The sequence below is a fragment of the Mesorhizobium sp. CA8 genome (genome assembly GCF_020164955.1).
In the GTDB taxonomy this organism is placed as follows: domain Bacteria; phylum Pseudomonadota; class Alphaproteobacteria; order Rhizobiales; family Rhizobiaceae; genus Mesorhizobium.
In genome coordinates, this window is record NZ_JAIUHG010000007.1 from 38,556 (window position 1) to 62,927 (window position 24,372).

The 24,372-nt window shown below is 64.9% G+C and carries 21 protein-coding genes; 18 read left to right on the forward strand and 3 right to left on the reverse strand.

The window, feature by feature from the left end; all coding sequences use genetic code 11:
• The first annotated feature begins 11 nt into the window (after positions 1–11).
• On the forward strand, positions 12–218 hold the full coding sequence (locus LB553_RS10035) for an SDR family oxidoreductase (protein WP_318011490.1): 207 nt from the start codon (positions 12–14) through the stop codon (positions 216–218).
• A 23-nt stretch (positions 219–241) separates the two neighbouring features.
• Here the strand turns inward: LB553_RS10035 and tssH are convergent, their stop codons facing one another.
• Entirely contained in the window at positions 242–3,067 is a 2,826-nt protein-coding gene (gene tssH, locus LB553_RS10040) for a type VI secretion system ATPase TssH (protein WP_224512778.1), read from the reverse strand.
• 321 nt (positions 3,068–3,388) lie between these two features.
• Between tssH and tssA the strand changes: the two genes are divergently transcribed.
• From tssA to LB553_RS10125, 17 genes are read left to right on the forward strand one after another with little or no spacing between them, the layout of a single operon-like run.
• Positions 3,389–4,564 (forward strand): type VI secretion system protein TssA, encoded by a 1,176-nt coding sequence (gene tssA / locus LB553_RS10045; protein WP_224512780.1) that lies wholly within the window; start codon positions 3,389–3,391, stop codon positions 4,562–4,564.
• Positions 4,565–4,570: 6 nt separating this feature from the next.
• Positions 4,571–5,107, forward strand: a complete 537-nt coding sequence (gene tssB, locus LB553_RS10050) for a type VI secretion system contractile sheath small subunit (RefSeq protein WP_095765809.1) — start codon at positions 4,571–4,573, stop codon at positions 5,105–5,107.
• Positions 5,108–5,110: 3 nt separating this feature from the next.
• Positions 5,111–6,616: a type VI secretion system contractile sheath large subunit gene (gene tssC / locus LB553_RS10055; protein ID WP_224512782.1), complete on the forward strand. Its 1,506-nt coding sequence runs from the start codon at positions 5,111–5,113 to the stop codon at positions 6,614–6,616.
• A gap of 45 nt (positions 6,617–6,661) precedes the next feature.
• Positions 6,662–7,138 (forward strand): Hcp family type VI secretion system effector, encoded by a 477-nt coding sequence (locus LB553_RS10060; RefSeq protein WP_224512783.1) that lies wholly within the window; start codon positions 6,662–6,664, stop codon positions 7,136–7,138.
• Positions 7,125–7,877 (forward strand): type VI secretion system baseplate subunit TssE, encoded by a 753-nt coding sequence (gene tssE / locus LB553_RS10065; RefSeq protein WP_224512785.1) that lies wholly within the window; start codon positions 7,125–7,127, stop codon positions 7,875–7,877. The genes LB553_RS10060 and tssE overlap by 14 nt, the downstream gene beginning before the upstream one ends.
• Before the next feature lies 1 nt (position 7,878).
• Positions 7,879–9,753: a type VI secretion system baseplate subunit TssF gene (tssF, locus tag LB553_RS10070; RefSeq protein WP_224512787.1), complete on the forward strand. Its 1,875-nt coding sequence runs from the start codon at positions 7,879–7,881 to the stop codon at positions 9,751–9,753.
• Positions 9,717–10,781, forward strand: a complete 1,065-nt coding sequence (gene tssG / locus LB553_RS10075; protein ID WP_224512789.1) for a type VI secretion system baseplate subunit TssG — start codon at positions 9,717–9,719, stop codon at positions 10,779–10,781. The genes tssF and tssG overlap by 37 nt, the downstream gene beginning before the upstream one ends.
• A complete protein-coding gene (gene tagH / locus LB553_RS10080) occupies positions 10,781–12,220 on the forward strand; it encodes a type VI secretion system-associated FHA domain protein TagH (protein WP_224512792.1) in 1,440 nt (479 codons plus the stop codon). The genes tssG and tagH overlap by 1 nt, the downstream gene beginning before the upstream one ends.
• A 4-nt stretch (positions 12,221–12,224) precedes the next feature.
• A complete protein-coding gene (tssJ, locus tag LB553_RS10085; RefSeq protein WP_224512794.1) occupies positions 12,225–12,677 on the forward strand; it encodes a type VI secretion system lipoprotein TssJ in 453 nt (150 codons plus the stop codon).
• 37 nt (positions 12,678–12,714) lie between these two features.
• Positions 12,715–14,049 (forward strand): type VI secretion system baseplate subunit TssK, encoded by a 1,335-nt coding sequence (gene tssK, locus LB553_RS10090; protein WP_224512796.1) that lies wholly within the window; start codon positions 12,715–12,717, stop codon positions 14,047–14,049.
• A 4-nt stretch (positions 14,050–14,053) separates the two neighbouring features.
• On the forward strand, positions 14,054–15,379 hold the full coding sequence (gene tssL / locus LB553_RS10095; RefSeq protein ID WP_224512798.1) for a type VI secretion system protein TssL, long form: 1,326 nt from the start codon (positions 14,054–14,056) through the stop codon (positions 15,377–15,379).
• A 1-nt stretch (position 15,380) separates the two neighbouring features.
• Positions 15,381–18,905: a type VI secretion system membrane subunit TssM gene (tssM, locus tag LB553_RS10100; protein WP_224512800.1), complete on the forward strand. Its 3,525-nt coding sequence runs from the start codon at positions 15,381–15,383 to the stop codon at positions 18,903–18,905.
• Entirely contained in the window at positions 18,887–19,429 is a 543-nt protein-coding gene (gene tagF, locus LB553_RS10105) for a type VI secretion system-associated protein TagF (RefSeq protein ID WP_224512801.1), read from the forward strand. The genes tssM and tagF overlap by 19 nt, the downstream gene beginning before the upstream one ends.
• Complete coding sequence (locus LB553_RS10110) at positions 19,429–20,532, forward strand: DUF2169 domain-containing protein (RefSeq protein WP_224512803.1); 1,104 nt, start codon at positions 19,429–19,431, stop codon at positions 20,530–20,532. Before tagF ends, LB553_RS10110 begins: the two co-directional genes overlap by 1 nt.
• Positions 20,529–21,554: a beta-ketoacyl synthase N-terminal-like domain-containing protein gene (locus tag LB553_RS10115; RefSeq protein WP_224512805.1), complete on the forward strand. Its 1,026-nt coding sequence runs from the start codon at positions 20,529–20,531 to the stop codon at positions 21,552–21,554. The genes LB553_RS10110 and LB553_RS10115 overlap by 4 nt, the downstream gene beginning before the upstream one ends.
• Entirely contained in the window at positions 21,551–22,618 is a 1,068-nt protein-coding gene (locus LB553_RS10120; protein ID WP_224512806.1) for a PAAR-like domain-containing protein, read from the forward strand. Before LB553_RS10115 ends, LB553_RS10120 begins: the two co-directional genes overlap by 4 nt.
• A gap of 18 nt (positions 22,619–22,636) precedes the next feature.
• Positions 22,637–23,542 (forward strand): hypothetical protein, encoded by a 906-nt coding sequence (locus LB553_RS10125; protein WP_140844106.1) that lies wholly within the window; start codon positions 22,637–22,639, stop codon positions 23,540–23,542.
• Positions 23,543–23,587: 45 nt separating this feature from the next.
• Here LB553_RS10125 and LB553_RS10130 read toward each other — a convergent pair whose 3' ends face one another.
• Together LB553_RS10130 and LB553_RS10135 are read right to left on the reverse strand one after the other, a co-directional pair.
• Positions 23,588–23,947: a hypothetical protein gene (locus LB553_RS10130; protein ID WP_224512809.1), complete on the reverse strand. Its 360-nt coding sequence runs from the start codon at positions 23,945–23,947 to the stop codon at positions 23,588–23,590.
• A complete protein-coding gene (locus LB553_RS10135) occupies positions 23,947–24,372 on the reverse strand; it encodes a DUF6484 domain-containing protein (protein ID WP_224512811.1) in 426 nt (141 codons plus the stop codon). The genes LB553_RS10130 and LB553_RS10135 overlap by 1 nt, the downstream gene beginning before the upstream one ends.

The following is a 24,372-nucleotide window of genomic DNA, read 5'->3' on the forward strand; positions in this document are numbered from 1 at the left end:
ATTGGACGGCAGTGTCCGTTGGCCAGTTCCGCCAACCGGAGAGGCTGGCGGATGCGAAGCTCGGCCTGGAAAAGGTGAGCCAGGCCGCCATACCGGCCAGGCGCATCGGCCGTCCCGAAGAGTTTGCAGCGCTGGCGGCCTTCCTCGCCTCCGATCGCGCCTCCTACATCACCGACCAGGCCATCGCCTGCGACGGCGGCGTGCTCTGGTCCATCTGAGGATAGCTTCCCTCACCGGAGGCCTATTCGAACGAGTAGGTAAATCCTTCCGGCGACGCACCCACGGTGACTTTTGCCATCTTCTTGCCCTCGAGCGAGCGGTTGAGCACGCCGCGGCTCAGCTCCGGCAGCAGTGTGTTGGTGAGGATGGCGTCGATCATGCGCCCGCCGGATTCGATCTCGGTGCAGCGCGCCTTGACCAAGTCCATCACGCCGTCGCCGATCACCAGCTCGGCGTCGTTGGTGGCCTTGAGGCGCCTGGCGATCTTGCCGAACTGGTGACGGGCGATCGCCTCGATCATGGAATCCGACAACGGGTAGTAGGGTATCGTGACGACGCGGCCGAGGAAGGCGGCCGGGAAGACCTTCAGCAGCGGGGCGCGTAGCGCGGTGTCGAGATCGTCGATGCCGGTCCGCACCGTGCCGTTCTTGGTACGATCCATGATGACGTCGGAACCGACATTCGAGGTGAGCAGGATCAGCGTGTTCTTGAAGTCGATGCGACGGCCTTCGCTGTCGTCCATCATGCCCTTGTCGAAGACCTGGAAAAAAATCTCGTGCACATCCGGATGCGCCTTCTCGACCTCGTCGAGCAGGATCACCGAATAGGGTTTCCTGCGTACCGCCTCGGTCAGGATGCCGCCCTTGCCGTAGCCGACATAGCCGGGCGGCGCGCCCTTGAGCGTCGAGACGGTGTGCGCTTCCTGGAATTCCGACATGTTGATCGAGATCAGGTTCTGCTCGCCGCCGTAAAGCGTCTCGGCGAGCGCCAGCGCGGTCTCGGTCTTGCCGACGCCGGAGGGGCCGCAAAGCAGGAACACGCCGACCGGTTTTTCCGGCGCGCCGAGGCCGGCGCGGCTGGTCTGCACGCGCCTGGCGATCATCTCCATGGCGTGATCCTGGCCGACGACGCGCTCGGACAGGGTCGCGGCGAGCTTGAGCGCCTTTTCGGTCTGGCTGGAGAGCATGCGCCCGGTCGGGATGCCGGTCCAGTCCTGCACCACGGCGGCGACCGCATTCCGGTCGACCGACGGCAGGATGAGCGGCGTCTCGCCTTGCGCCGCGGCAAGTTCGGCCATCAGCTCGCGCAACCGCGCGAGATTGGCGGCCGCTTCGTCTGCCGGCTCGGCGAACACTGCTTCGGCGTTCGCAGGCTTGACCCCATTGGCTTTCGAGGCCTTCTTCGTCTCGTCAGCCTTGCTCTCGCCAATCTTGGTTTCGGGAGCCTTTTGCTCGGGCGTCTTTTCCAAACCCGCCGCACTCGCCGTCTCCGCAGCGGCCTCTTTGCCCGCCGCCTCGTCGAGCGGCACGCCTTCGCCGCGCAATTTCGCTCGCAGGTCGAGTATCTCGGTCACCAAAGCCTTTTCCCGGTCCCAGCGCGCCTGGGCGGCGGCCAAGCTCGTCTCGGTTTCCGCCAGCCCGGCATCGACGCGGGCCTGCCGGTCGGCGACGTCGATACCGATCGCCGCCTCGCGGCCGATGATGCCGCTCTCGACCTCCAGCGCCTGGCGGCGGCGCAGGATGTCCTCGACCTCGGCCGGCGTGGCATGCTGCGAGACCGCGACGCGGGCGCAAGCGGTGTCGAGCAGGCTGACGGCCTTGTCCGGCAGTTGCCTGGCCGGGATATAGCGATGCGAAAGCGAGACCGCCGCCTCGATCGCCTCGTCCAGGATCTGCACCTTGTGGTGCTGCTCCAGGACCCCTGCGACGCCGCGCAGCATCAGCACGGCCACCGCTTCCGAGGGCTCCTCGATCTTGACCACCTGGAAACGACGGGTGAGCGCCGGATCCTTCTCGATATGCTGCTTGTACTCGGCCCAGGTCGTGGCCGCGATGGTGCGAAGCTCGCCGCGCGCCAATGCCGGTTTCAAGAGATTGGCGGCATCGCCGGTGCCGGCCGCGCCGCCGGCGCCGATCAGGGTATGCGCCTCGTCTATGAACAGGATGATCGGCACCTCTGAGGCCTGGACCTCGTCGATGACCGCCTTGAGCCGCTTCTCGAACTCGCCCTTGACGCTGGCGCCCGCCTGCATCAGCCCGACATCGAGCATGCGCAGGCTGACATTCTGCAGCGTCGGCGGCACGTCGCCCTGGGCGATGCGCAGCGCAAAACCCTCGACCACCGCCGTCTTGCCGACGCCCGCCTCACCGGTCAGGATCGGGTTGTTTTGCCGGCGTCGCATCAGGATGTCAACGATCTGCCTTATTTCCGGATCGCGGCCGACGACCGGATCGATCTTGCCGTCCCGGGCGCGGTGGGTGAGGTCGATGGCGTATTTCGCCAGCGCCGAATCCCCGCCCGGACCGCGCTTCATCGGCGTCTCGGAGGCGGGCTCGGCGGGCGGTGAGCCGGCTTCGAGCGAGCCCTCGGTGACATCGGCGAAGCGGGAAATGACACCGTCGGCGTCGATCTTGTCGAACTCGGCGCTGATCTTGGAGACCAGGCCTTCCAGCGCCGGCGTCTTCAGGCAGGCAAGCAGGATATGAGCGCTGCGCACCTCCTCCACGCCGAATTCCAGCGTTGCCAGGTTCCAACCCTCCTGGATGGCATGGAAGATATGGTCGGAGAATTCCTCCACCGAGGTGGCCCCATAGGGCAGCTTGTCGACGGCGCGGGTCATGTCGGCCGTCAGCCGGCTGACATCCAGTCCGGCGTCGGCGACGATCATCTGGACATCCGAGCGCTCGGACAGCACCAGCTGCTGGATGAAATGGGCGAGCTCGACATAGGGATTGCCGCGCAGCTTGGCCGTGTCGGCCGCGGCTTTGAAGGCGCGCACCCCGGTGGCGTTGAGCTTGGCGACCAGTTCCTTACGCTTGAAGCTCTGCGATGACCGGCGCTGTTCCATCGAACCTGCTCCCGCACTCTGCCGACCGTACCCTGCCATATAAGCGGCTGCTTGACAAAGCCGTGCGGCGGATAAGGCGCCGGGCGGCACCGCCCGGTTACATAAGCCTTGCAAACTCGTGGCCAACAAACACGATTGCTGTCCCGGCTATGCGAGCCATTTCACATACCGGACCTGGCAATCGCGCAATGGGTTTCGCCGAAGAGAACGGTCGCGTTTAGCTTCCGTTAGTTTTTGCGCAGATGCTCAATTGTCGTCGCATGAGGCCAGTGATAACGTTACGTCACATAGGGGTCTCAGGGCCGCTGGCTGGGGGTTGGTGTGATTGATCTCGCACTCTGGCTGAATCCTCTGAACGGTGAGAATCCGTCGGGAGAGGATTTGCGCAGCGACCCGGCCTTTCATGAGCTGGAGCGCCTGACCGAGCCTCAGCTCAAGGTTGTTTACGACGGCAACGGCAAGCCCACATCGCAATCCAGTCCGGTCGACTGGGCGGCGGTGCTCGAAAAGGCCGAAGAGCTGCGCTCCCGCGGCCGGGACCTGCGCCTGCTGGTCATCGTCGTGCGGGCCTTGGCCAACGAGGAAGGGCTGGCCGGCCTCGCCCAGGGCCTGACGCTCATCGCCAGGACCTTCGACCAGCATTGGGACACGATGCATCCGGCATTGCGGGCGAACGCGCCGCCGCGCGACGCCGCCTTGCGCCGCATCAACGCGCTCCTTGATCTCCAGAACGCCCAGCAAGGCCTGCTGGCTAGCCTGCGCGGGACCGTTTTCTTTTCGCCGCGCCAGGTCGGGCCGATCAGCGGGCGCGACCTGGAACAGGGCGCGCTCGACGAGCGCGTCATGCTGCAGGAAGCGGCCTCGGGGCTGAACGCCGCCGAAAAGGCCGCATTGGTAAGCGCACACAACCAGTTGCTGAACCGCGTGCGCGCCGGGTGCGTGGCGCAAATCGATCAGGCCGGCGAGGCGATGACGTCGCTGCTCGCCGACGCGCGTGCCGCGATCGCCGCCCTCGACGCGGTGGACGCAGCGCTCAATGCCCGCATCGAAGGCCATGGCGCCACCGTTCCGGAATTGAAGAAGTTCCTGCAGCGTTTGTTGACGACGCTGGAGCGGAATTCCGGTGCCGGCGCCACGGCGAACGGCGCCGCGAAACCCGTTCCGCAGGCAGCGGCGGAACCAGCAATGCCCGCCCGCAACGGTCATGGAGCCGAGACGATGGCAAGTGTGGCAAGCGCCGTGGAAGCGAGCACCGGTCTACCGGACCGGATCAACTCGCGCGACGAAGTCGTCAAATGCCTCGACCTCGTCGTCGCCTTCTACGACCGCACCGAGCCGTCCAGCCCCATCCCGCATCTCGCCCGGCGCGTGCGCCGGATGGTGCATATGGATTTCGTGGAACTGATGGAAGATCTCGCCCCGTCGGGGCTGAAGGAATTCCGGCTGCTTGCCGGTGTCCCCGATCCCAAGAAGCCGGCCCAGAAGGATGAAAGGTAGAAAAGCATGCCAGCAGAGAGCAAAGCGAAGGTCATCGAAAGAAACCGCGCGCCGCGCGTGCAGATCGCCTACGACGTCGAAACCTACGGCAGCCCGACGACGATCGAACTGCCATTCGTCATGGCCGTGATGGCCGATCTTGCCGGCGCGTCGCAGACCAAGGAAGCGTCGAAGTCGGTCCTCGACCGCAACTTCGTCGAAACCGACGCCAACCGCTTCCCCAAGTTCATGGAAGCGATGGGGCCACGCGTGAAGGCGCGGGTGAAGAACACGCTGCCGCAGGCCGAGGGCCAGGAGCGCGAGGAAGAGCTCATGGTCGATCTCACCTTCTCGAAGATGGGTGACTTCGCGCCGGACAAGATCGCCGAGCAGGTCCCGCAACTGGCCGAAATCCTGAAGATGCGCCGTCAGCTCGAGGAGCTGCTGGGCTTCATGGACGGCCGCGTCGACGCCGAAAAGCGCATCGCACAGCTTCTGAACAACGAGCCGCTGCTGAGCAAGATCGCCAGCCAGGCGATGGATGACGGCAAGGGCGAGGAGTAAGTCATGGCCGAACAGCAAAAGACCGCAGCCGCCACCGCCGAGGCGGAAGCCATCGATCTCGGCGAATTCAGCGGACTCCTTGAAAAGGATTTCAAGGTCAAGAAAGACGATAGCGAGAAGCTGCAGCAGCTGGTGCGCAACCTGGCTTTGGCCGCGCAATCGCGCTCCGAGACCACGACCATCTCTTCCAATGCGATCAAGTCGATCAAGTCTCTGATCGCCGGCATCGACAAGATGCTGACGACGCAGGTCAACGAGATCCTGCATGCGCCGGAAGTGCGCGAGATGGAAGGCACCTGGCGCGGCCTCTGGTACCTGATCAACAACACCGAGACGGATACCAAGCTGAAGATCCGGGTGATGAACATCTCCAAGGAGCAGCTGGCCGACACGCTGGAAGACTATGAAGGCCAGATGTGGGACCAGAGCCCGATCTTCAAGAAGGTCTACACGGACGAGTATTCGATGCTCGGCGGCGAGCCGATCGGCTGCATCATCGGCGCCTACGAGTTCTCAAACCACCCGCGCGACGTCGGCCTGCTGCGCAACATTTCCGGCGTCTGCGCCTCGGCGCACACGCCGTTCATCGCGGCCGCCTCGCCGCGGCTGTTCCGCATGGACAGCTGGCAGGAACTGCCGAACCCGCAGGACCTGCAGATGATCGTGAACAACCCGGCCTATGCCTCATGGCAGTCGCTGCGCGAGAGCGAGGACGCACGCTATATCGGGCTCACCATGCCGCGGGTTTTGGCGCGTTTGCCCTACGGCTCGGAAACCGTTCCGGTGAAGGGCTTCACCTTCGAAGAAGAAGTGGGTGGCGACCACAACAAATATGTCTGGATGAATGCCGCCTTCCCGATGGGCGTCAATATCAACCGCAGCCACAAGCTCTATGGCTGGGGCACCCAGATCCGCGGCGTCGAGAATGGCGGCACGGTGCTCAACCTGCCGGTGCACGCCTTCCCGACCGACGACGGCTCGATCGCGATGAAGTGCCCGACCGAGGTGGCCATCGACGACCGGCGCGAGGCGGAACTGGCCAAGCTCGGCCTGATGCCGATCCTGCATCGCAAGAACACCGATCTCGCGGCCTTCATCGGCGCGCATTCGCTGCAGGACGACGAGACGCGGGCCGGGCGCCTGGTGGATCCGGACGCGCAGGCGAACGAACGGCTGAGCGCCAACCTGCCCTACCTGTTCCCGGTGTCGCGCTTCGCGCATTACCTCAAGGCGATCGCGCGCGACAAGATCGGCTCGTTCAAGGAACGCACCGACATGCAGATCTGGTTGACCGAATGGATCAACCGGTACGTGCTGGCCAACCCTGCCTTCGCCGACGACAAGGCGCGCGCCAAGCGCCCGCTCGCCGCGGCCGAGGTCCAGGTCGACAGCGTCGAGGGCCGGCCCGGTTACTACAATGCCCGTTTCTACTTGCGTCCGCACTACCAGCTGGAAGGCATCAACGCCTCGCTCCGGCTGGTGTCGGAACTGCCGTCGGTGAAGGGCTGAAATCGTAAGTAAAGTCATCTTGTTTCGTAGCGGTGGAGAAAGACAATGCCAGAGAGAACCGATGCGCCTTCGACGAAGATCGACGGCTTCCTGAAAGTCCCGGACATCAAAGGCCCGAGCAAGCGCGACGGCCATGAAGACGAAATCGAGATCCATGGCGTCGACTATAAGATGATCGCGCCCTACGACCCGAATTCGCTCTCGCGACGCGGCCGCGTGTCGATGGGTATGATCAAATTCTTCAAGCACTACGACAAGTCGTCGCCCTATCTGAAGAAGGCACTGTTCGAGAACAAGGCGCTGGACGAGGTGGTGTTCTCGGCACGCCGCACCATCGACGGCGAGACCAGCGACTATCTGGTGGTGACGCTCACCGACGCCTCGATCATGGAATACGACATGCGGCAGGCGCACGACGAGCCAGACCTGATCGAGGAAGAGGTCAGCTTCGCCTACAAGAAAATCAAGTTCGTCTACGACAAGGACGACGAGATCGAAATGGACGTCTATGTCGGCAAGTGAGGCCAAGCGGCCGGGCGCGAAGGCGCAGCTCGCCGGCAGCTCTCGGGCAAAGCGCGAGGCGGTCCAGCCCTCCCTCTGGGACCGCCTCGTCAACGATCTGCCCGGGCTGACGTCGGAGATCGATGGGCTGCGCCGTCTGTTGGACGAAGAACTCGGCGCCGAGCGCGTCGGGGCTCTTCTTGCCGGCAGCGCGCGCGCCATCGATGCCGATCCCGAGTTGACGTCCGAGCAGAAACGGCGGCTGCACAGGCTGGTGTTCCAGACCGAGCATCGCGCCGAGATCGAAAACCGCGGCGTGGTGGTGTCGGCACGCGTGCTCAAGGAAGCGGTCCGGCGCGACATAGAGGCCCTGTTCAACACCGAGCGTTTCGAGTCGGTCCCGATGCTTTCCGACGCCGAGCATGAACAGCCTTTGGATGAGTTGCCGCCGCTTGCCGACTTTCCGGAAGTGCGACGCAGCGTCGTGAATTACGGCGTGCCGTCCTTTTCGGGCCGCTCGTCGCGGGATTTCGACCGCGATACCCTGGCGCGCGAGATCCGCGCGGTGCTCGCCACCTTCGAGCCGCGTCTCAAGGAAAGCGCCACGACCGTGAATGTCACGCTCGGCGACAAGACCGTCGGCCTCAAGATCGAGATCGACGCCGTGCTGATCATGACGCCGACACCGGAACGCATGCGGCTGCGCACCACGATCAATCTCGACAACGGTCTGGCGCGAACCGAATTCCGGGAGACCTGAGATGGATCGGGTCTTCGTGGAGTATTACGAAGAGGAACTGACCCATATCCGCGCGCTGGCCGCGGAATTCGCCGACATGCATCCGGCGGTGGCCCGCAACCTTTCCCTCGACACCGTCCCCTGCCCCGATCCCTATGTCGAACGGCTGCTCGACGGTGTGGCCTTCCTTGCTGCGCGCACGCGGCTCAAAGTCGACGCCGAGCGCTCGCGCTTCTCGCGCGCCGTGCTCGACGTGCTCTATCCCGACCTGGTTACGCCGGCGCCGGCGACGGCGATGGCCGTGCTGAAACCCGGACAGCAGGTGCAGTCGATGATCGCCGGCCACACCGTCGCGCGCGGCACGCGGCTGGTCTCGGGCCTGCATCCGGGGCTTTCGACGCGCTCGACTTTCACCACCGCGCAAGGGGTCACGCTGTGGCCGATCGCGATCACCTCAGTCAGCTATTTCCAGGATCGCAGCGCGCTGGCCGCCGCCGGCATCGCGCCGGTCGGCGGCGTGCGCGGCGAAGCGGCGTTCCGCATCGCGTTCGCGCGAACCGGAAAAGGCAAGCTCAGCGAATTGTCGCTCGACCGTCTCGACCTCTATTTCGCCGGACGTGCCAAGGCGCCGCTCATCTTCGACGCGATCTTCGGCGCCTGTTCGGCCGTCGGCGCGCGAGCGGAAGGCAAGACCAATCCGCTCACCGCGCTGCCCGAACCCGAAATGATCGGCATCCGCGACGATGAAGCGCTGATGCCGCGCACGCGGCCGACCTTCGAGGGATATCGGCTGCTGCGCGAATATTTCATGATCCCGGAGCGCTTCCACTATGTGCGCGTTGCCGGCCTGCAGCCGGTGGTGCGCAAGTGCGATGCAGGGATGGAGATCATCTTCCTGTTCCGGCGTCCGGTGCCGGAACTCGCCGATGCGACGGTGGCCGATTTCGAACTGTTCGCGACGCCGATCATCAATCTCTTCGAACGCGAGTGCAATATCATCGAGATCGACCCGCGCCGCACGCGCCAGGTGCTGCACGCCGACCGCACGCGGGCGCGCGACTTCGAGGTCTTCCGGGTCACCCGGGTGGAAGACGCCGATGCCGAAGGCAGCGAGGCGACCATCCCCGAACTGTTCAGCCTGGGGCAGAACCGCGGCAGCGGCTGGGTCTATTCGGCCGAGCGGCGCCCGCGGCGGGCCACGGAGGATGAGCGGCGCGAAGGCCTGACCCGCACCTCCTACACCGGCGACGATGTCTTTATCGCAGTCTCGCGGCCGGCCGGCAGCCAACCCAACCGGCCACTCAAGCGGCTCGACGTGATGGCGCTCTGCACCAACCGCGACCTGCCGATCCTGGACGACACGCCGACGCTGACGCTTGAGACCGCCGATCCGGTGGAAACGGTGCGGTTGCTCGGTGCGCTGCGGCCGCCGCAGCCGGCGATCCCGGCAGCACTGCCGGCCGGAGCCGAAGGCGAATCCCGCGCCGACAATCTCGCCTGGCGGCTGGTGGCGCAGCTCTCGCTCAATTTCCTAAGTCTCGCGAAGGAAGGCCGCGGCGTCGATCCGCTGCACGCCTTGCTCGACCTCTACGCCGATCGCGGTGACCCGAGCCTTGCCCGCAACGTGCATTCGATCACCCGCATCGATTCGCGGCCGGTGATCGAGCGGCTCAAGATCGACGGACCGATGTGTTTCGGACGCGGCACCGAGGTGACGCTGCATGTCGACCAGTCGGTTCTGGCGGGCCAGAGCACACTGCTGCTTTCGGCTCTGCTGGCGCGGCTGTTCGCCCGCCATGCCGGGATAAATGGTTTCGTGCGGACGCGTACGCGGCTGCTGCAGAAGCAGGAGGATGTGCCATGGCCGATGACGCCCGGCAATCGCTACCTGATTTAGCGCAACCGGCCCCGAATGAAGCAGAGGCGCTGTCGGAGAGCTTCGACTTCTTCGAGCTGCTGCGCCGCCTGGAGCAGCGGCGTGGACTGTTCGGGCATTCCGGAACCGCCGACCGCGAGCCGGCAAGGCTCGGCCAGCATGTGCGCCTGAGCTTCTCGGCCAGGGACGTGATCAAATTCCAGGATGCTGGCGAAAAGGTTCCGGCGCGGGTGACCGTCGCCAATCTCGGCCTGCTCGGGCCGGAGGGACCGATGCCGCTGCACCTGACGCGCTGGGTGCTCGACCGGCTGTCGCAGCGCTGGTTCACCGGCGCCGACGCCGAGCAGACCAGTGACACGACATTCGTCGACTTCGTCAACATCCTGCAGCATCGCATGATCGCACTCTATTACCGAGCATGGGCGGATGCACATCCGGCGGTGCAGGTCGAACGTTCGGTCGGCGGGCGCGTGCGCGCTATGCTCGAAGCGATGGCCGGCATCGGCCTTCCCGGCACGCAGGATCCCGAACTCGATACGGTGCGGCTGCGCCAGGCCGGATCGCTGGCCAACCAGGTCGACGGCGCGGAGCGGCTGACGCTGTTTCTCGCCACGGCCTTCAAGGTGCCGGTTGAGATCAAGGAATTCGTCGCCGCCTGGATCACGATTCCCGCGGCGCTGCAGAGCCGCATCGGCAAGGCCTATGCGGCTCTCGGCAGCGGCGCAACGATCGGCCCGCGCGTCTTCAGCCGGCAGAGCCGGATCGAATTGCGCGTCGGCCCGCTGAGCCTCGACGACTTCAAATCGTTTCTACCCGGAGAACGGCGCCTTGGCCTGTTCAAGAAGGCAGTGCGCGACATGATCGGCGAGGCGCTGGACGTCGATCTCAGGATCGTGCTCGCGCGCGGCGCGGTGCCCGCGCCGAAGATGGGAACCATCCAGCTTGGCCGGACGTCCTGGCTTTCGCGCCCTGCCGAAAAGGGCGATGCCGACGATCTCAGGCTGCGCACCATCGTCGGCTGGCGGCCGGACATGGCGGAGGCAGCCTGATGAGCCTGCTGCTGACCCTGGAACAAGGCCCGCGCTCGCAGGTGGTCAGGCAGACCCGGCTGGACGAGGGCGAGCTGGTGATCGGCCGCAGCGCCGATGCCGGCTGGCAGATCGATGATCCGGACATGTTCGTCTCACGCGCGCACTGCAAGATCAGCGGCGGCCGCGACGGCTATTACGTTACCGACACGTCGAGCAGCGGATTGTTCATCGACGATTCCGACAGCCCGCTCGGCACCGGCAGGTCGGCGCGCCTGCAAAGCGGCATGCGGCTGCGCATGGGCGACTATGTGCTTCATGTCGAGGTGCATCCCGCGGCCGGCCACACGTCGATCGGTCAGGCGCCGATCGCCAATGCTGCGCCGGCATGGTCGCTACAATCGCGGACGCCAGCCAGCATCGGCGGCGACGACTTCTTCTCGGCCAAGGTCGAGGAGGAGCCGCAGCGGCCGCGCCCGGCAGGACTGCCCGATCCGTTCGAGCAGCCTGTGCCCGGAGCTTACGATCGCACTTCCAACCAGCGCAGCTCGCCCGCTTTCGACGACCCGTTCAGCCTTGATCCGGTGGCGACGCCGGCCTCGAACGACGAGCCCGCCGTCGGCCGGTCGGATCCGTTCGGCTTCGGCGACATGCCGTTGCGCAGCGATATGCCCGAACCCGTGGCGAAACCGTCCGGCTTCGATGATTTCAGCTTCGGGCCGGCCGCGGCGCGCGCTTCCGGCTACAGCGCCGTCCCAGCCGATCGCGTCGAAAAGGCCGCAGAGAAGGCGAAGGCCGTCCGTCCATGGGAGATACCGGTGCAGGCCGAAGCGTCCGCGCCGCCGCGCCGTGTTCCTAAGCCGTCGCGCCCGACGTCATCGACGCCCGGCGATATGGCATTGCGTGCCGCGTTCCTGCGCGGCATGGGCGTCGAGGAGGCCGATTTCCCCGGACGCGACCCGGTCGCCGAAATGGAAAAATTCGGGCGCGAATACAGGCTGATGCTCGACGGCCTGATGCAGCTCTTGCGCAAGCGCGCCGAGGAGAAGGGCAGCGCGCGCGTCGCCCAGACCATGGTCGGCGCCTCCGAGGTCAACCCGCTCAAATTCCTGCCTACGGTCGAGGATGTCATCGTCACCATCATCGCGGAACGCAGTCCCGGCTTCCTCTCCGGCGAGGCGGCGATCAGCGACGCCGTGAAGGACCTCGCGCAGCACCACGTGCGCGCCTGGCGCGGCGTGCAGGCGGCGCTGCGGCGCATGATCGACCGCTTCGATCCGGCCGCGATCGAGGAAGAGCTCAAGTCCAATTCGGCGATCGGCAACCTGCTCGCCGGCGGGCGCAATGCCAAGCTGTGGGAGCTCTACCAGAAACGCCATCGCGACATCGCCCAGAGCGCGGAATCAAGCTTCCTGGGCGAGATCGGCGCAGACTTCAGGGACGCATATGAAGAGGAGTAGGGACATGATCGACAGACGGGAATTCATCGTTGCCATCGGCGCAACGGGGCTGCTTGCGGCTTGCCAGAGCGGCCCGCCGAAACCATCGGTCATCACGGTCAACGTGACCGGTGGCGCCGGCATGAATCCGGGACCGGGCGGCGGCGACAGGCCGGTGACCGTGCTGGTGATGCGGCTTGCCAGCACCGGCAAGTTCAACTCGGCCGATTATTTCGCGCTGCAGGGCGATGCCGGCTCGGCGCTGGGCGCCGACCTCATCGGTTCGGACGCGATCTCGGTCGCTCCGGGCAAGACGGCGGCCAAGACCATCACGGTCGAACCGAACGCGACGGCGCTCGGCTTCGTCGCGCTGATCCGCGAACCCGGCGGACGCAACTGGCGCACGACCAAGTCGGTATCGCCGGGGTCGAAATTCACCGTCAACGTCAGCCTCGGCAAGGGCGGCATTTCCGCCTGACGACGAGACAAGCACGGCAGTGCAAGAGAGCAGTGGCATGAGCGACGCAAACAGGGTGCTGTGGTCCGAGGGACTCTTCTTGAGGACCCAGCACTTCCAGCAGCAGGACCGGTTCTTCGAAGGGATGGTGCGCGGCGCCTTGCAGGCCGGCCAGCTCCATACGTTCGGCTTCCAGCAACTGACGCTCGACCAGTCGCTGCTCGATGCCGGCCAGGTGTCGATCGTGTCCGCCCGGGGCATCTTCCCGGACGGCACGCCCTTCTCCATCCCGGAACTGATGGACGCGCCGAAGCCGCTGCCGGTCACGGCCGACACCGGCGCCGGGCCGGTGCTGGTCGCGTTGCCGCTGGAGCCGCCCGGCGGTGTCGGCTTCGATCCGGCGCATGCCGCATCGACGGGCGCGCGCTACCACGGCAAGATCGTTGCGGTGCGCGATGCCGTGCAGGGCGGCGCCGATCCGGAAGAGATCGAGATCGCGCGGCCGCAAGCGGTGCTGCTGGCGCCCGGCAAATCGGTCGGCGGCTACACGGCGCTTCCTGTCGCCGACATCAAAGGTGTGCGCGCCGATGGCGGCGTCTCGCTCGACCAGGCCTTTTTGCCGCCGACGCTGATCACCGGCGCCGTCCACTGGTACCGGCAATTGCTGCAGGAGGTCGTCACCGGCCTCGACCAGATCGCCGAGGCGCATGGCAAGATGGTGATGGGCGGGGCCGGCCGCAGCGTCGAGGACCTTTTGATGCTGCATCTCGCCAATGCCGCGCGGCCGCGCCTTGCGCATATGCTGGCGCAGGATGTCTTCCATCCGGCCGAGCTCTATCTCGAGCTCGCCGGCCTCGCCGGCGAAATGGCGACCTATGGCTCGAGCTCGCGGCGGCTCGGCGAATTGCCGGCCTACGACCACATGGCGCCCGGCCCCGCCTATATGGCGCTGGCGGACGCCTTGCGTTCGCTCATTCTCAGCCTGCGCTACATCGAGCCGAAATCGCGCGCGCTGCCGGTCATGCGGCACGCGACCAATGTGTGGAAGGTGCGGATCGACAATCCGAAACTGCTGGTCGCCAGCCGCATCGTCATCCGCGTCGGCTCCGAGCTTTCGGAAGACGCGCTGCGCAAGATCTTCGTCAACCAGGCGACGGTCGGCTCCGCCGACCAGTTCGAAGGCCTTTGGAAGTCGCGCCTGCCGGGCATTCCGCTGAAGCCGCTGCATTCGCAGCCGCGCGAGATCCCGTATGACGGCGACAGGCTGTGCCTGGAGTTGGACCAGAAGAGCGAGCATTGGGCCTCGCTACTCGACGCCCCCGGCTTCGTCATCGGCGTTTCCGGTGTGCTGCCGAGCGAGCCGCAGGTCGACTGCTATTCGGTGAACAGGTGAGGCCATGAGCCGGGATGATCCTTTCGGACTGTCGGAGGATCGCGAGCGAACACGCATCCGCCTGACCGGAGCCGCGCCCCGGCCGATGGCGCTGCTGGCGCCGGGCGCACCGGTCAAACGGGCGCGTGCCCATCCCAACACGCTGATCGATATCTTCGCGCCGCTGCTCGAATTCGCGCCGGAACTCGAAAGCGCGCTGGCGCCGGAGAACCCGGAAGTAATGCGCACGCGCCTGCTCGACGAACTGGTGCGGGCGCGCGACGCGGCGGTGGCAGCGGGCTCATCGCTGGAGCGCGCCGACCAGGCCGCATGGGCCGTGGCGGCGCTGCTCGACGATCTCGCGCTCAACACGCCGTGGGGCGGCGCCAGTGCCTGGCCGCGCCAGCCGCTTGTGGTCATGCTGCGCGGCGACGTCGATGCCGGCACCCAGTTCTTCACCCGCCTCGACGAGCTGGAGCGGCATCCCAACCGCGACCGCGAGATGCTGGAGCTGCAATATTACTGCCTGGCGCTCGGCTTCCGCGGCAAGTACCGCGTGCCCGGCCGCGCCGGCGACCGTTCGCTCAATGCCGTGCGCGTGGCGGCGGCGCGCTTCCTGCGCAACGCGGACGCCGAGGACGCACCGCTGTCGCCGAACTGGAAAGGCGTGATTGCCTCCGATGAGCCGCAGCGCTTCATCGTGCCGATCTGGGTGATGGCGCTTGCCGCGATCGTCGTCGCCGCAGTCGCCTATATCGGCCTGTCGATGGGCCTGAGCAGCCATGCGGTCGAGCTCTCCGCGCTGGTGCGCACGCTGCCGCCGGCCTCGCGCGGCGACGTCACCCGCGCCGCGCCTAAGCAGGATGCGCCCGCGCCCGAGCCGCAACCGGTCGATTTCGCTTTGCTGCCGGAGTTCAAGGCCGAAGCGCCGGACAACCTCAAAGGAGCGCTCAGCGGCACCGAGAGCGTCTCGCTGGCCAAGCTGGTCATCCAGTCCTCAAATCCTGAGCTGTTCCAGTCCTCCCGGCCGACGCTGACGGAAGGCTATGAACCGCTGATCGCAGCGATCGCCAAGGTGATCCTGGACAACAAGGAGCTGATCGGAAAAATCACCGTCGTCGGCCATACTGACAATGTGCGCCTGCAAAAGTCCAACCCGCTGGCCAGCAACCAGCGTCTGTCGGAAGCGCGCGCCGAAACCATAGCCGAGCTTCTGGTGCAAGCCGGCGTGCCGCAAGAGAGCATCTCTTCCGAGGGCCGCGCCGAAACCGATCCGGTGGCCGACAACTCGACGCGCGAGGGCCGCGCGCTCAACCGGCGCGTCGAGGTCCTGATCGAGAAGAGGCTCTGAGATGTTCATCCTGCGCTTCCTCTGGGCCGTCATCACCTCGCGTTTTCTGTGGACGCTGATCGGAATCGTGCTGCTTTCGCTGCTGATCTGGGTGTTCGGCCCGATCGTGCAGATCGGACCATACGCGCCGTTCGAATCGGACAATGTGCGCATCGCCATCATCGCCGGGCTGATCATCCTGTGGCTGATCTGGCTGATCATCGCGCAGCGCCGCGCGATCCGCGCCAACCGCATGTTCGTCGCCGAGATCGCAGCGCCCGTCGCCGAAAAGCAGCTCACGCCCGGCGAGGAAAGCGTGGCCGCCGTCGGCGCCAAGTTCGGCGAGGTAATGGCCGAGCTCAAGCGGCGTAAGCTCGGCGGCAGAAAATTCCTGCGCGAGATGCCGTGGTATGTGATCGTCGGTCCGCCGGCCACCGGCAAGACCACGGCATTGCGCCAGTCCGGCCTCAATTTCCCGATCGACCTCACGGACGACCTGCAGGGCGTCGGCGGCACGCGCAATTGCGACTGGTTCTTCTCCGAGAACGCGGTGCTGATCGACACAGCGGGCCGTTACGTCCAGCAGGAAAGCCAGCCGGATGTCGACGCGGCGGAGTGGCTGGGTTTCCTCGACCTCTTGAAGAAGCATCGGGGCCGCCGCGCGCTCAACGGGGTAATCGTGGCGCTCTCGATCGACGCGCTGTCGGAGGGCGACGACGCGATCAAGGCGCATGGCAAAAAGATCCGCCGCCGGCTGGCGGAGCTGAACGATCGGCTGGAGATCCGCCTGCCCGTCTACCTGATGCTGACCAAAGCCGACCTGATCAAAGGGTTCGAAGCATTCTTCGGCGGCTTGTCGACCACGGCGCGCGAGCAGGTGTGGGGAACCACTTTCCCGCTCGACGCCCGCGTCAATGCCGGCATGATCCAGACGGAACTGGCCAGGTTGGCCGCCGAGCTGGAGCGGCGGCTGGTGCCGCGACTGGAAGACGAGGACAAGCTCGGCCAGCGCGCCGAGATCTTCCGCTTCCCGGCGCAGCTTGCCAGCCTCTCCGAGCCGATCCAGGTGCTGGTCGAGGCGATGTTCGGCGAAAGCCGCTACGAGGAGGCCGCCTGGCTGCGCGGCCTCTATCTGACCTCGGCGACACAGGAAGGCGCGCCGATCGACCGGCTGACCGCGGCGCTGTCCTCATCCTTCGGGTTGCCGCCGCGTCGCACCATGCCGGCGGCACGTGTGGAGAAGCGCAGCTTCTTCCTCAGGAACCTTCTGACCGAGGTGATCTTCAAGGAAGCCGGCCTCGGCACATTCGATCCGCTGGCGCAGCGTCGCCGCGCCTGGATCTGGCGCGGCGCGGCGGCCGCCTGCGCGCTCGCGGCGCTGCTCGCCGGCGGGCTATTCACCTGGTCCTATCTCGACAACCGCAATGCGATCACCGAACAGGCCGGCCAGTTCGAAGCGTTGCAGCAGCCGCTGACCGACGTCGCCGCCACGCCGGCCGCGGTCGAGCAGCCGGCCATGGACGGCGCGCTGGCGGCGATGGACGCGGTGGCGGCGGCAAGAACCGCGCCGCCGGATGCGATCCATAACCTTCTCGGTCCGACCGCTTCGGCCGAGCTGGTGCGCGCGCAGACCGACACTTACGACCATGCCCTGCGCAACGTGCTCGAGCCGCATATGGTCGCGCTGCTGGAGGCCACGATGTGGCGGCAGATCCGCGATCCGGATTTCATGCTCGGCGCGCTGAAGACCTACCGGATGATGACCGGCCTGTCGCAGATGGACACCGATTTCGTGCAGAACTGGTGGGTGAACAGCCTGCCGCAATTTGCGCCTGCCGCACCCTTCCCAACCGCGGACGCCGAAGAGCACCAGCTTGCCGCGATCCGCCGCATGGCCGTCGACGACAGCTACGTCGCGCCGGACAAGGAGCTGGTCGCCGAGGCACTGAAGACGGTCTGCACGATCTCGCTGCCGGAGCGCGCCTACAAGCAGCTTCTGGCCGACCCGGAAGTAGCGGCGATCAAGGAATGGGTGCCGGCCAATTTCGCCGGACCGAACGGCGCCAAGGTGTTCGCGCGCCGCTCCGAAAAGACCCTGCGCGTCGGTGTGCCGGGCCCCTACACCTATGCCGGCTTCCACGACGCGATCCTCGACCGGGTCGAGGATGTCGCCGGACAGGCGGCGCTCGACCGCGCGGTGTTTGCCGGCGGCTGTTCGGAGAATTCCGAGACGTCGGTCTCGGCGCTGTCGGAAGACATACTGAAGCTCTATTACGACGACTATATCGCGCAGTGGGACAGTTTCCTGCGCGACATGCGGCTGGCGCCGCTGACCGACCTCAACGTCGCCAGCGAAAACCTCAAGGACCTGTCCAGCGCCGATTCGGCGCTGAAGCGCCTGCTGACCGCGGTGGTGCAGGAGACCGACCTGACCCGCTCCGACGAAGCGGCGGCCGACGACAAGACCGGTTCGAAGCTGCTCAGCAAGCTCGGCAAACTGGGCAAGGTGGTGAAGACGGGCGCGAAGCTCCTGCCCCGCGCGGGCTCGGCCGACCAGGTCGACATGACCGGCAGCCTCGTGGCCGAGCATTTCAAGCCGCTCAAGGGCACGATCGCCCAGGTCGACGGCCAGCCGCCGGCGCTCGACGCCGCCATCGTGGCGCTGACGGCGCTGTCCAATGTGTTGCAGACGGTGACCGCCAATCCCGATCCGCAGGACGCCATCAAGAAGCAGGGCGGCCTTGCCGAACTGACAGGCGCAGTCGCAAGGCAGGCGCAGATCCTGCCCTCGCCGATCAACGACTGGCTGGGCGGAATTGCCGGCGACACAAGCGGCCTGTCGCAGAAGGCCGTCACCAACGAGCTCAACGCCATCTGGCGCGCCGACATCCTGCCCTTCTGCCAGGCCGCGCTCAACAACCGTTATCCGTTCAGCCCCGATAGCGCGGTCGACGTCAATGTGCGCGACTTCCAGCGCCTGTTCGGGCCGACCGGGCTGATCGACGCCTTCACCAACGACCACCTGATCAACTATGTCGACACCGCCAGCGAGCCATGGAAATGGCGCGCCGATTTCGGTCTCGACCCGGCGGCGCTCGCCGCCTTCGAGCAGGCGCGCCACATTCGCGACGATCTGTTCCCCGGCGGCACCGGACCGGTGATGAATTTTACGCTGGAGCCCAAGGACCTGTCGCCCAACGTGGCGCGGGTGACGCTCAACCTCGATGGCCAGAACCTCGTCTACTACAACAACGCGACGAGGCCGCAGCCGATGACATGGCCGGGCAAGGACGGCACCGGCGTGATCTCGCTGGCCTTCCAGCCGGTCGACGGCTCGCCCGAAGTGATGCTCAACGAGACCGGCAGCTGGGCGTGGCTGAGAATGCTGCGCGGCGGCCGCTTCAACGCGACCAAGCTCACCGACGTCTACAGCCTGCGGCTCGGCACAAAGGGGATGTGGGCGGACTTCGAGCTCAAGGCTGCCAGCGTCGAGAACCCCTACACGCTCGAAATGTTCAAGAAGTTCACATGTCCGCCGCAGATCTGATCCTGCCCGGCTTCTACGGCAAGATGCCTGCCGCCGGCGACTTCGTGACGCGGCGGCTGCCGGGCGATTTCGTACGCGTGTGGGACCGCTGGCTGGCGCAGCACATCGTGCCACTGTTCGGGCTCGAAGCCTGGCCGCAGAACACGGCGCTGCGTTTTCTGGCCGGCCCGGGTTCCTTCGGTGCCTCGGCGGGCATCGTGCTGCAGAGCGCCGACCGGGTCGGCCGGCGGTTCCCGCTCAGCGTCGTCGCCCGGCTTTCGGAGGCGCCGCTGAAGCTGGCTTATGTGGATAGGTGGTTTGACGGCATCGAGAATGCCGCCCTCGCCGCGCAACGGGGCGAGCTGACGCCCGACGAACTCGACGCGGCGCTTGCGGCCCTGCCCATTCCGCCCGTCGAGGGTGAGGGCGATGTCATCGACGGCCTCGTGGCATGGACGGCGCATACGGATATTTTCGACGTCGATCCGCAGGCGCCGCAGCCGGTGCTGGAGCAGATTTTCGCGGCTGGTTGGGAGACCAGCTGATGCAGATCTGGAACCAGATGGGCTATCCGCACCAGTTCACTATGGGCATGGACAAGGCCGGCCATGAATGGCTCGTGGTCGTGGTGAAGGGTACGTTCGACTTTCCTGAGAAGCCTGGCGGACTGGTGCAGAAATCGGCCGAGCAGGTGCCGCTGGTGATGGCCGACACGCACACCGGCGTGCCGGGCTATTCGGCGACGCTGTGGGAGACGGATTTCGCCTTCCGTAAGCCGCGCTGCGATGTCATCGCCAATGGCTGCGCCTATGCGCCGGGAGGGCGCCCAGCCGAGCGCGTGCCGGTCGGCATCAAAGTCGGCAACTGGTCGAAGCTCCTCGAGGTCGTCGGCCACCGCGAGTGGCGCGCCATCGGACCGGTGTTCAACGCGACGGCGCCGCAGCCCTTTTTGAAACTGCCGATCTCTTACGATGTCGCCTGGGGCGGCATCGATCGCCTGGATCCGGAGGACGAACTGCCCGCCAGCTACAAATACAACCCGGTCGGCACCGGCTGGTCGCGAACGAAGAACCAGCGTCTCATCCCAGGCCTGCGGCTACCGAACACGCAAGCTGTCAACGAGGAAATCCGCTCGCCCTTCGGCGACTACAAGCCGATGAGCTTTGGGCCGATGGGCCGCGGCTGGCCTGGCCGCATCGAATATGGCGGCACCTATGACGACAACTGGACGAAGAACATTTTTCCTTTCCTGCCGCCGGACTTCGACGAACGCTATTTCCAGATGGCGCCTGAGGACCAGCAGATCGATCACCCGCATGGCGGCGAGGAGATTGCGCTTGTGAACCTCACGCCCGATGGGCGTGTTAGCTTTCGGCTGCCGTCGACTGCATTGCCCATCACCTTGTTCAAGGGGAACCAAAAGGCCTACGAAGGTGATATTTTTCCCGACACCGTCCTCCTTGACCCCGAAAGGCGTCGCTTCTCGCTGGTCTGGCGCGTCTCACAGCGAATCCAGCGGACCGTCCTCGATTTCTCCGAGTGCTGGGTCGGTCCGCCCACGCCGGCAATGCTGAAGGCGCGCGCGACAGGCCGCACCTATATCCGCGCCAACGGCACGGCGCCGGAGGAGGAGGAGGAGGAAGCATGACCTCCCCGGTCGAGATCGTTTCGGTTGGTATGGTGACGGCCGTTGGCCTTGACGCGCCCTCAGCCTGCGCAGCGATGCGCGCTCGGCTCGATGGCTTCCAGGAAACCCGTTTCGTTGGCTCACCCGCGGGCTGGCTTACGGGTGCGCCGGTGCCGCTGCCACGCAACTGGATCGGCGAAAAACGAATGGCCCACCTAGCAGCAGGGGCGATATCGGAAGCGTTCGAAAATCGTCCGCAAGCTCGAGGGCAGACGGCGCTCATCCTCTGCCTACCGGAGGAGGATCGCCCCGGCCGCCCGGTCCGGGACAATCTCGCCTTGCTCCGCCGGATCAGCGAAATCGTCGAGATCGAACCTCATCTGCGTTCTCGCATCGTGGCTTATGGACGTCCTTCCGGGCACGTAGCGTTCGATCAAGCGCGCAGACTGCTTGCATCTGGCGAAGCTCCCTATGTCATGATTGCAGGCGTCGACAGCTATCTGACCGGATCAACAATTTCCCACTACCTCAGCAAGCGCCGCTTGCTTACGGCGGACAATTCCAACGGCTTCATTCCAGGCGAAGCCGCTGCGGCCATTCTCTGCTCGAGACCGCAGGGTAACGGTTTCCGGCTGTTCGGCCTCGGTCTTTCGCGCGAGGAGGCTTCTATTTACAACGACCAAGATCTGCCGTTGCGCGCCGATGGCATGACGGCTGCCTACGATGCGGCGTTCCACGAAACCGGGATTGATATGAACCGGCTCGGCTATCGCATCGCCGACCTGATCGGCGAGCAATACTGGTTCAAGCAGACCGCGCTGACCTCGATCCGCCTGCTGCGGGGGCGCCATGAGTTCCAGGACCTATGGTCGCCCGCGGAGTCTCTGGGCAACATCGGTGCCGCAGCCGTTCCGCTTATGGTAGGCATGGCGTGGACCGCAGCCGGCAAAGGATATGCCGCCGGCAATCCGGTCCTCATCGAGGCGTCTTCCGACGCAGGTGCGTGCGGCGCCGCGGTGTTCGCTTACGGGAGAAGGGCATGACCGTCTACGCCAATAGTCTTGAGATTGCCTGCAAAGCGCAGGCTAACCAGGTCATCGCGGCCTTTCCTTACGTCTGCTTCACCCCGCCACAAACTCCGGCAACACCGCCCGGCGTCCCGGTACCCTATCCAACGTTTGGAATGGACAGCGACACGGACAACGGAACAGGCACAGTCAAGATCGGCGGAAAGACTGTCACGCAGAAAAACAAATCTTACTACACCAGATGTAGCGGCAACGAGGCGGGCTGCGCGCCAAAGAAAAACATCATCACCTCGGTCAATACGGGCAAGGAATACGCCCATGCCTGGTCCGGCGACGTCAAGATGGATGGCGAGCCGATCAGCCGTTTCACCGACATTTCATCGAACGATCACGCCTCCCCTACCGCGGGCGGACCTCCAATGCCGAAGGTCGCTACGGCCACGCCGGCAACCTTCAAATGCTCGGATCTCGAGATAAAGCCGTACAAGGAGCTGGAATGCCCGGAAGGCTATGAAAAGGAGCATACCGTTGAGGTCCAGTTCTTCACGGCCGAAGGTGTGCGCGACCTGACTCTGGACTGCTGCAAGGACTACGACGACAAAGAAGCGCCATGCATTTGCATGAAAGCGAAATGGATGGCGGGCGAAGCGGCAAAAGCCAAGGCTGCGGGCGCGCCCGGCAAAAAGGTGGTCGGCAAGAAGCGCAAAACCCCGCACAATAAAAAGTCTGCGGATGCCCGCAACTGGCTGAGCAACAATTCTGCCGGCAAGCTGGGCGATTTTACTGACGAATGCGTGAACAGCACGGTGAAAAACCTTGACGACCCCAAGATTCCGCCTGCCGTGCACGCCGCTGCCACAGAATGCCTCAAGACTGCGAACATGGAATACTTGAAGAAGAGCATGAATAAGTCCGAGAAAGAGGTGAAAGACAAGAAAGCCTGCCACGGGACTTGCCCTAAGGCGAAGGATCAGGCTCGTCTTGTTCAAGTCGCCAAAAAGCGCCTCAGGAAGGCGGCGGGTGGGGAATCCGTCGTTGTGACAGCCGCGGATGTAGCCCCCTCGAAAGTTTCCTGCTAGCCGGAAAGGACGAAGCGAATGAAGATGGACAAAGAAGACCTCGAGGGATTCGCAACCGATCCGGACACCGACATCGAATGCCTGCAGGTTGCGCCGTTGAGCGGCAACAAAGTGGCCATCCTGTTCCTGCTCAGCGATGCCGACTACGTCACCACTGTCTCGGTGATTTTCGTCGTCGAGAATTTCGACCCCAAGAAATCCCGTGGTGCCCTGGTAACGTCTGAATGGCTGATGGCGCTCTCAGCCGCGCCTTCTGGCGAGTTGTTCGCACTTGAGGCGACCACCTGGATCTGGCGATACGCTGGTACGACTTGGACACGTGACAAAGTCAGCGACAAAAGCCTCAGGCAGGTCTGGGCAGAGGATGCCGGAGGGCCGATCACGGTTGGCACGGACGGCGTGGCCTTCCGGCTCGTTGGGCCGCGATGGCAGGCGATTACGCCGCTCGGATCCAACGAGTACTTGGATATTCATGGACACCGCAAGCACGGCATCTATGCATGCGGTGAGATGGGCACTCTCCACCGCCTGATGGGTGCAGGCTGGCAGTCCTTGGAAACACACCGGCACGATCAGTTGCGCGGTATCGACGTCGCGCCTGACGGCAAGATCAGGGTCGCCGGCGATGACGGCGTCTGCCTTCGAATTGCAAATGACGAAATAACCGAGATAACCGCTACCGCCGACATGACTTATCTCTCCGTGCGAACCTTCAATGGCAATGCCTATTGGGGCGACGAGGCCGGGCTGAACATCGAAAAGGCCAACGCGCTTCTGCCATTCGAGGACACCGGCATTGCCTCAGACCTCCGCACGGATGGCGAGTTCCTGTACGTCGCCGGCATCGACACGGCGTGGCGGTTCGATGGCCGCAGATGGAAGACGCTGACTCTTGTCTACGATGACGGCCTTCGACTTATCTGAAACTGCACAGCGGGGGCCGTATTTCTTTACCTCCGCAGACAAGGTTCACACTACGGACGTCTCACCAGACTGATGGCCGTTCTGCGACAGGTACGCTCGCACCTTGGCAAGGTCGAGGTCGGCAACGCGTTTCGGCGCGCCGTCGATCAGCATGCGCAAGACGAACATCTCTCCCGCTTCGGGATACTCGGCATAGAGGGCCTCAGCAATTTCCCGTCCGGCATCGCCGGCGGTCCGGAGGCCATCGAGATGAGCATCCAGCCTTTCGGCAAGGCGCTCGAGCCGCTCCTCGTCCATATCCGGATTCTCGTCGGGATGCAGCAAATGATGGTCATAGACGGTCCAAAGAAACGCCGCCATTTCCGCGTGCTGACGCACGATCTCGCGCAGGACAACCATGGGCATCAGTTGAGATTCACCGATGCCCCACGAACACGGTTGGTTGCGCTGGCATGGCTCGTTACGTAGGTGCCGCGGATCGTGATGCGTCCGTCTTTTTCCATGATGATCGTGGCCTTTCCGCAGCGAAGTTCAATGCGCTCATTTGCGTTGATCCTCACACGTTCTCCGTCCCGAACCACGTGCGGCGCATCAGATTTATGCGCGGGGTCAACAATCCGCCCGACAATCAGCGGCCGGCCTGGATCGCCCTCCTGGAAGAGCAGTGCCACCTCGGCGCCGATCATGTCCGAGGTCAATTCCGCGAGGCTTCGCGCCGACACGGCAGTTTCCTTTCGATTGCCCGGGAAAACCACAAGGGGGGAATCCTCACCGAAGCCCAGGAAAATGCCGATCACAACGCCATCAATCCGTTCTTTTGTCACCGCCAT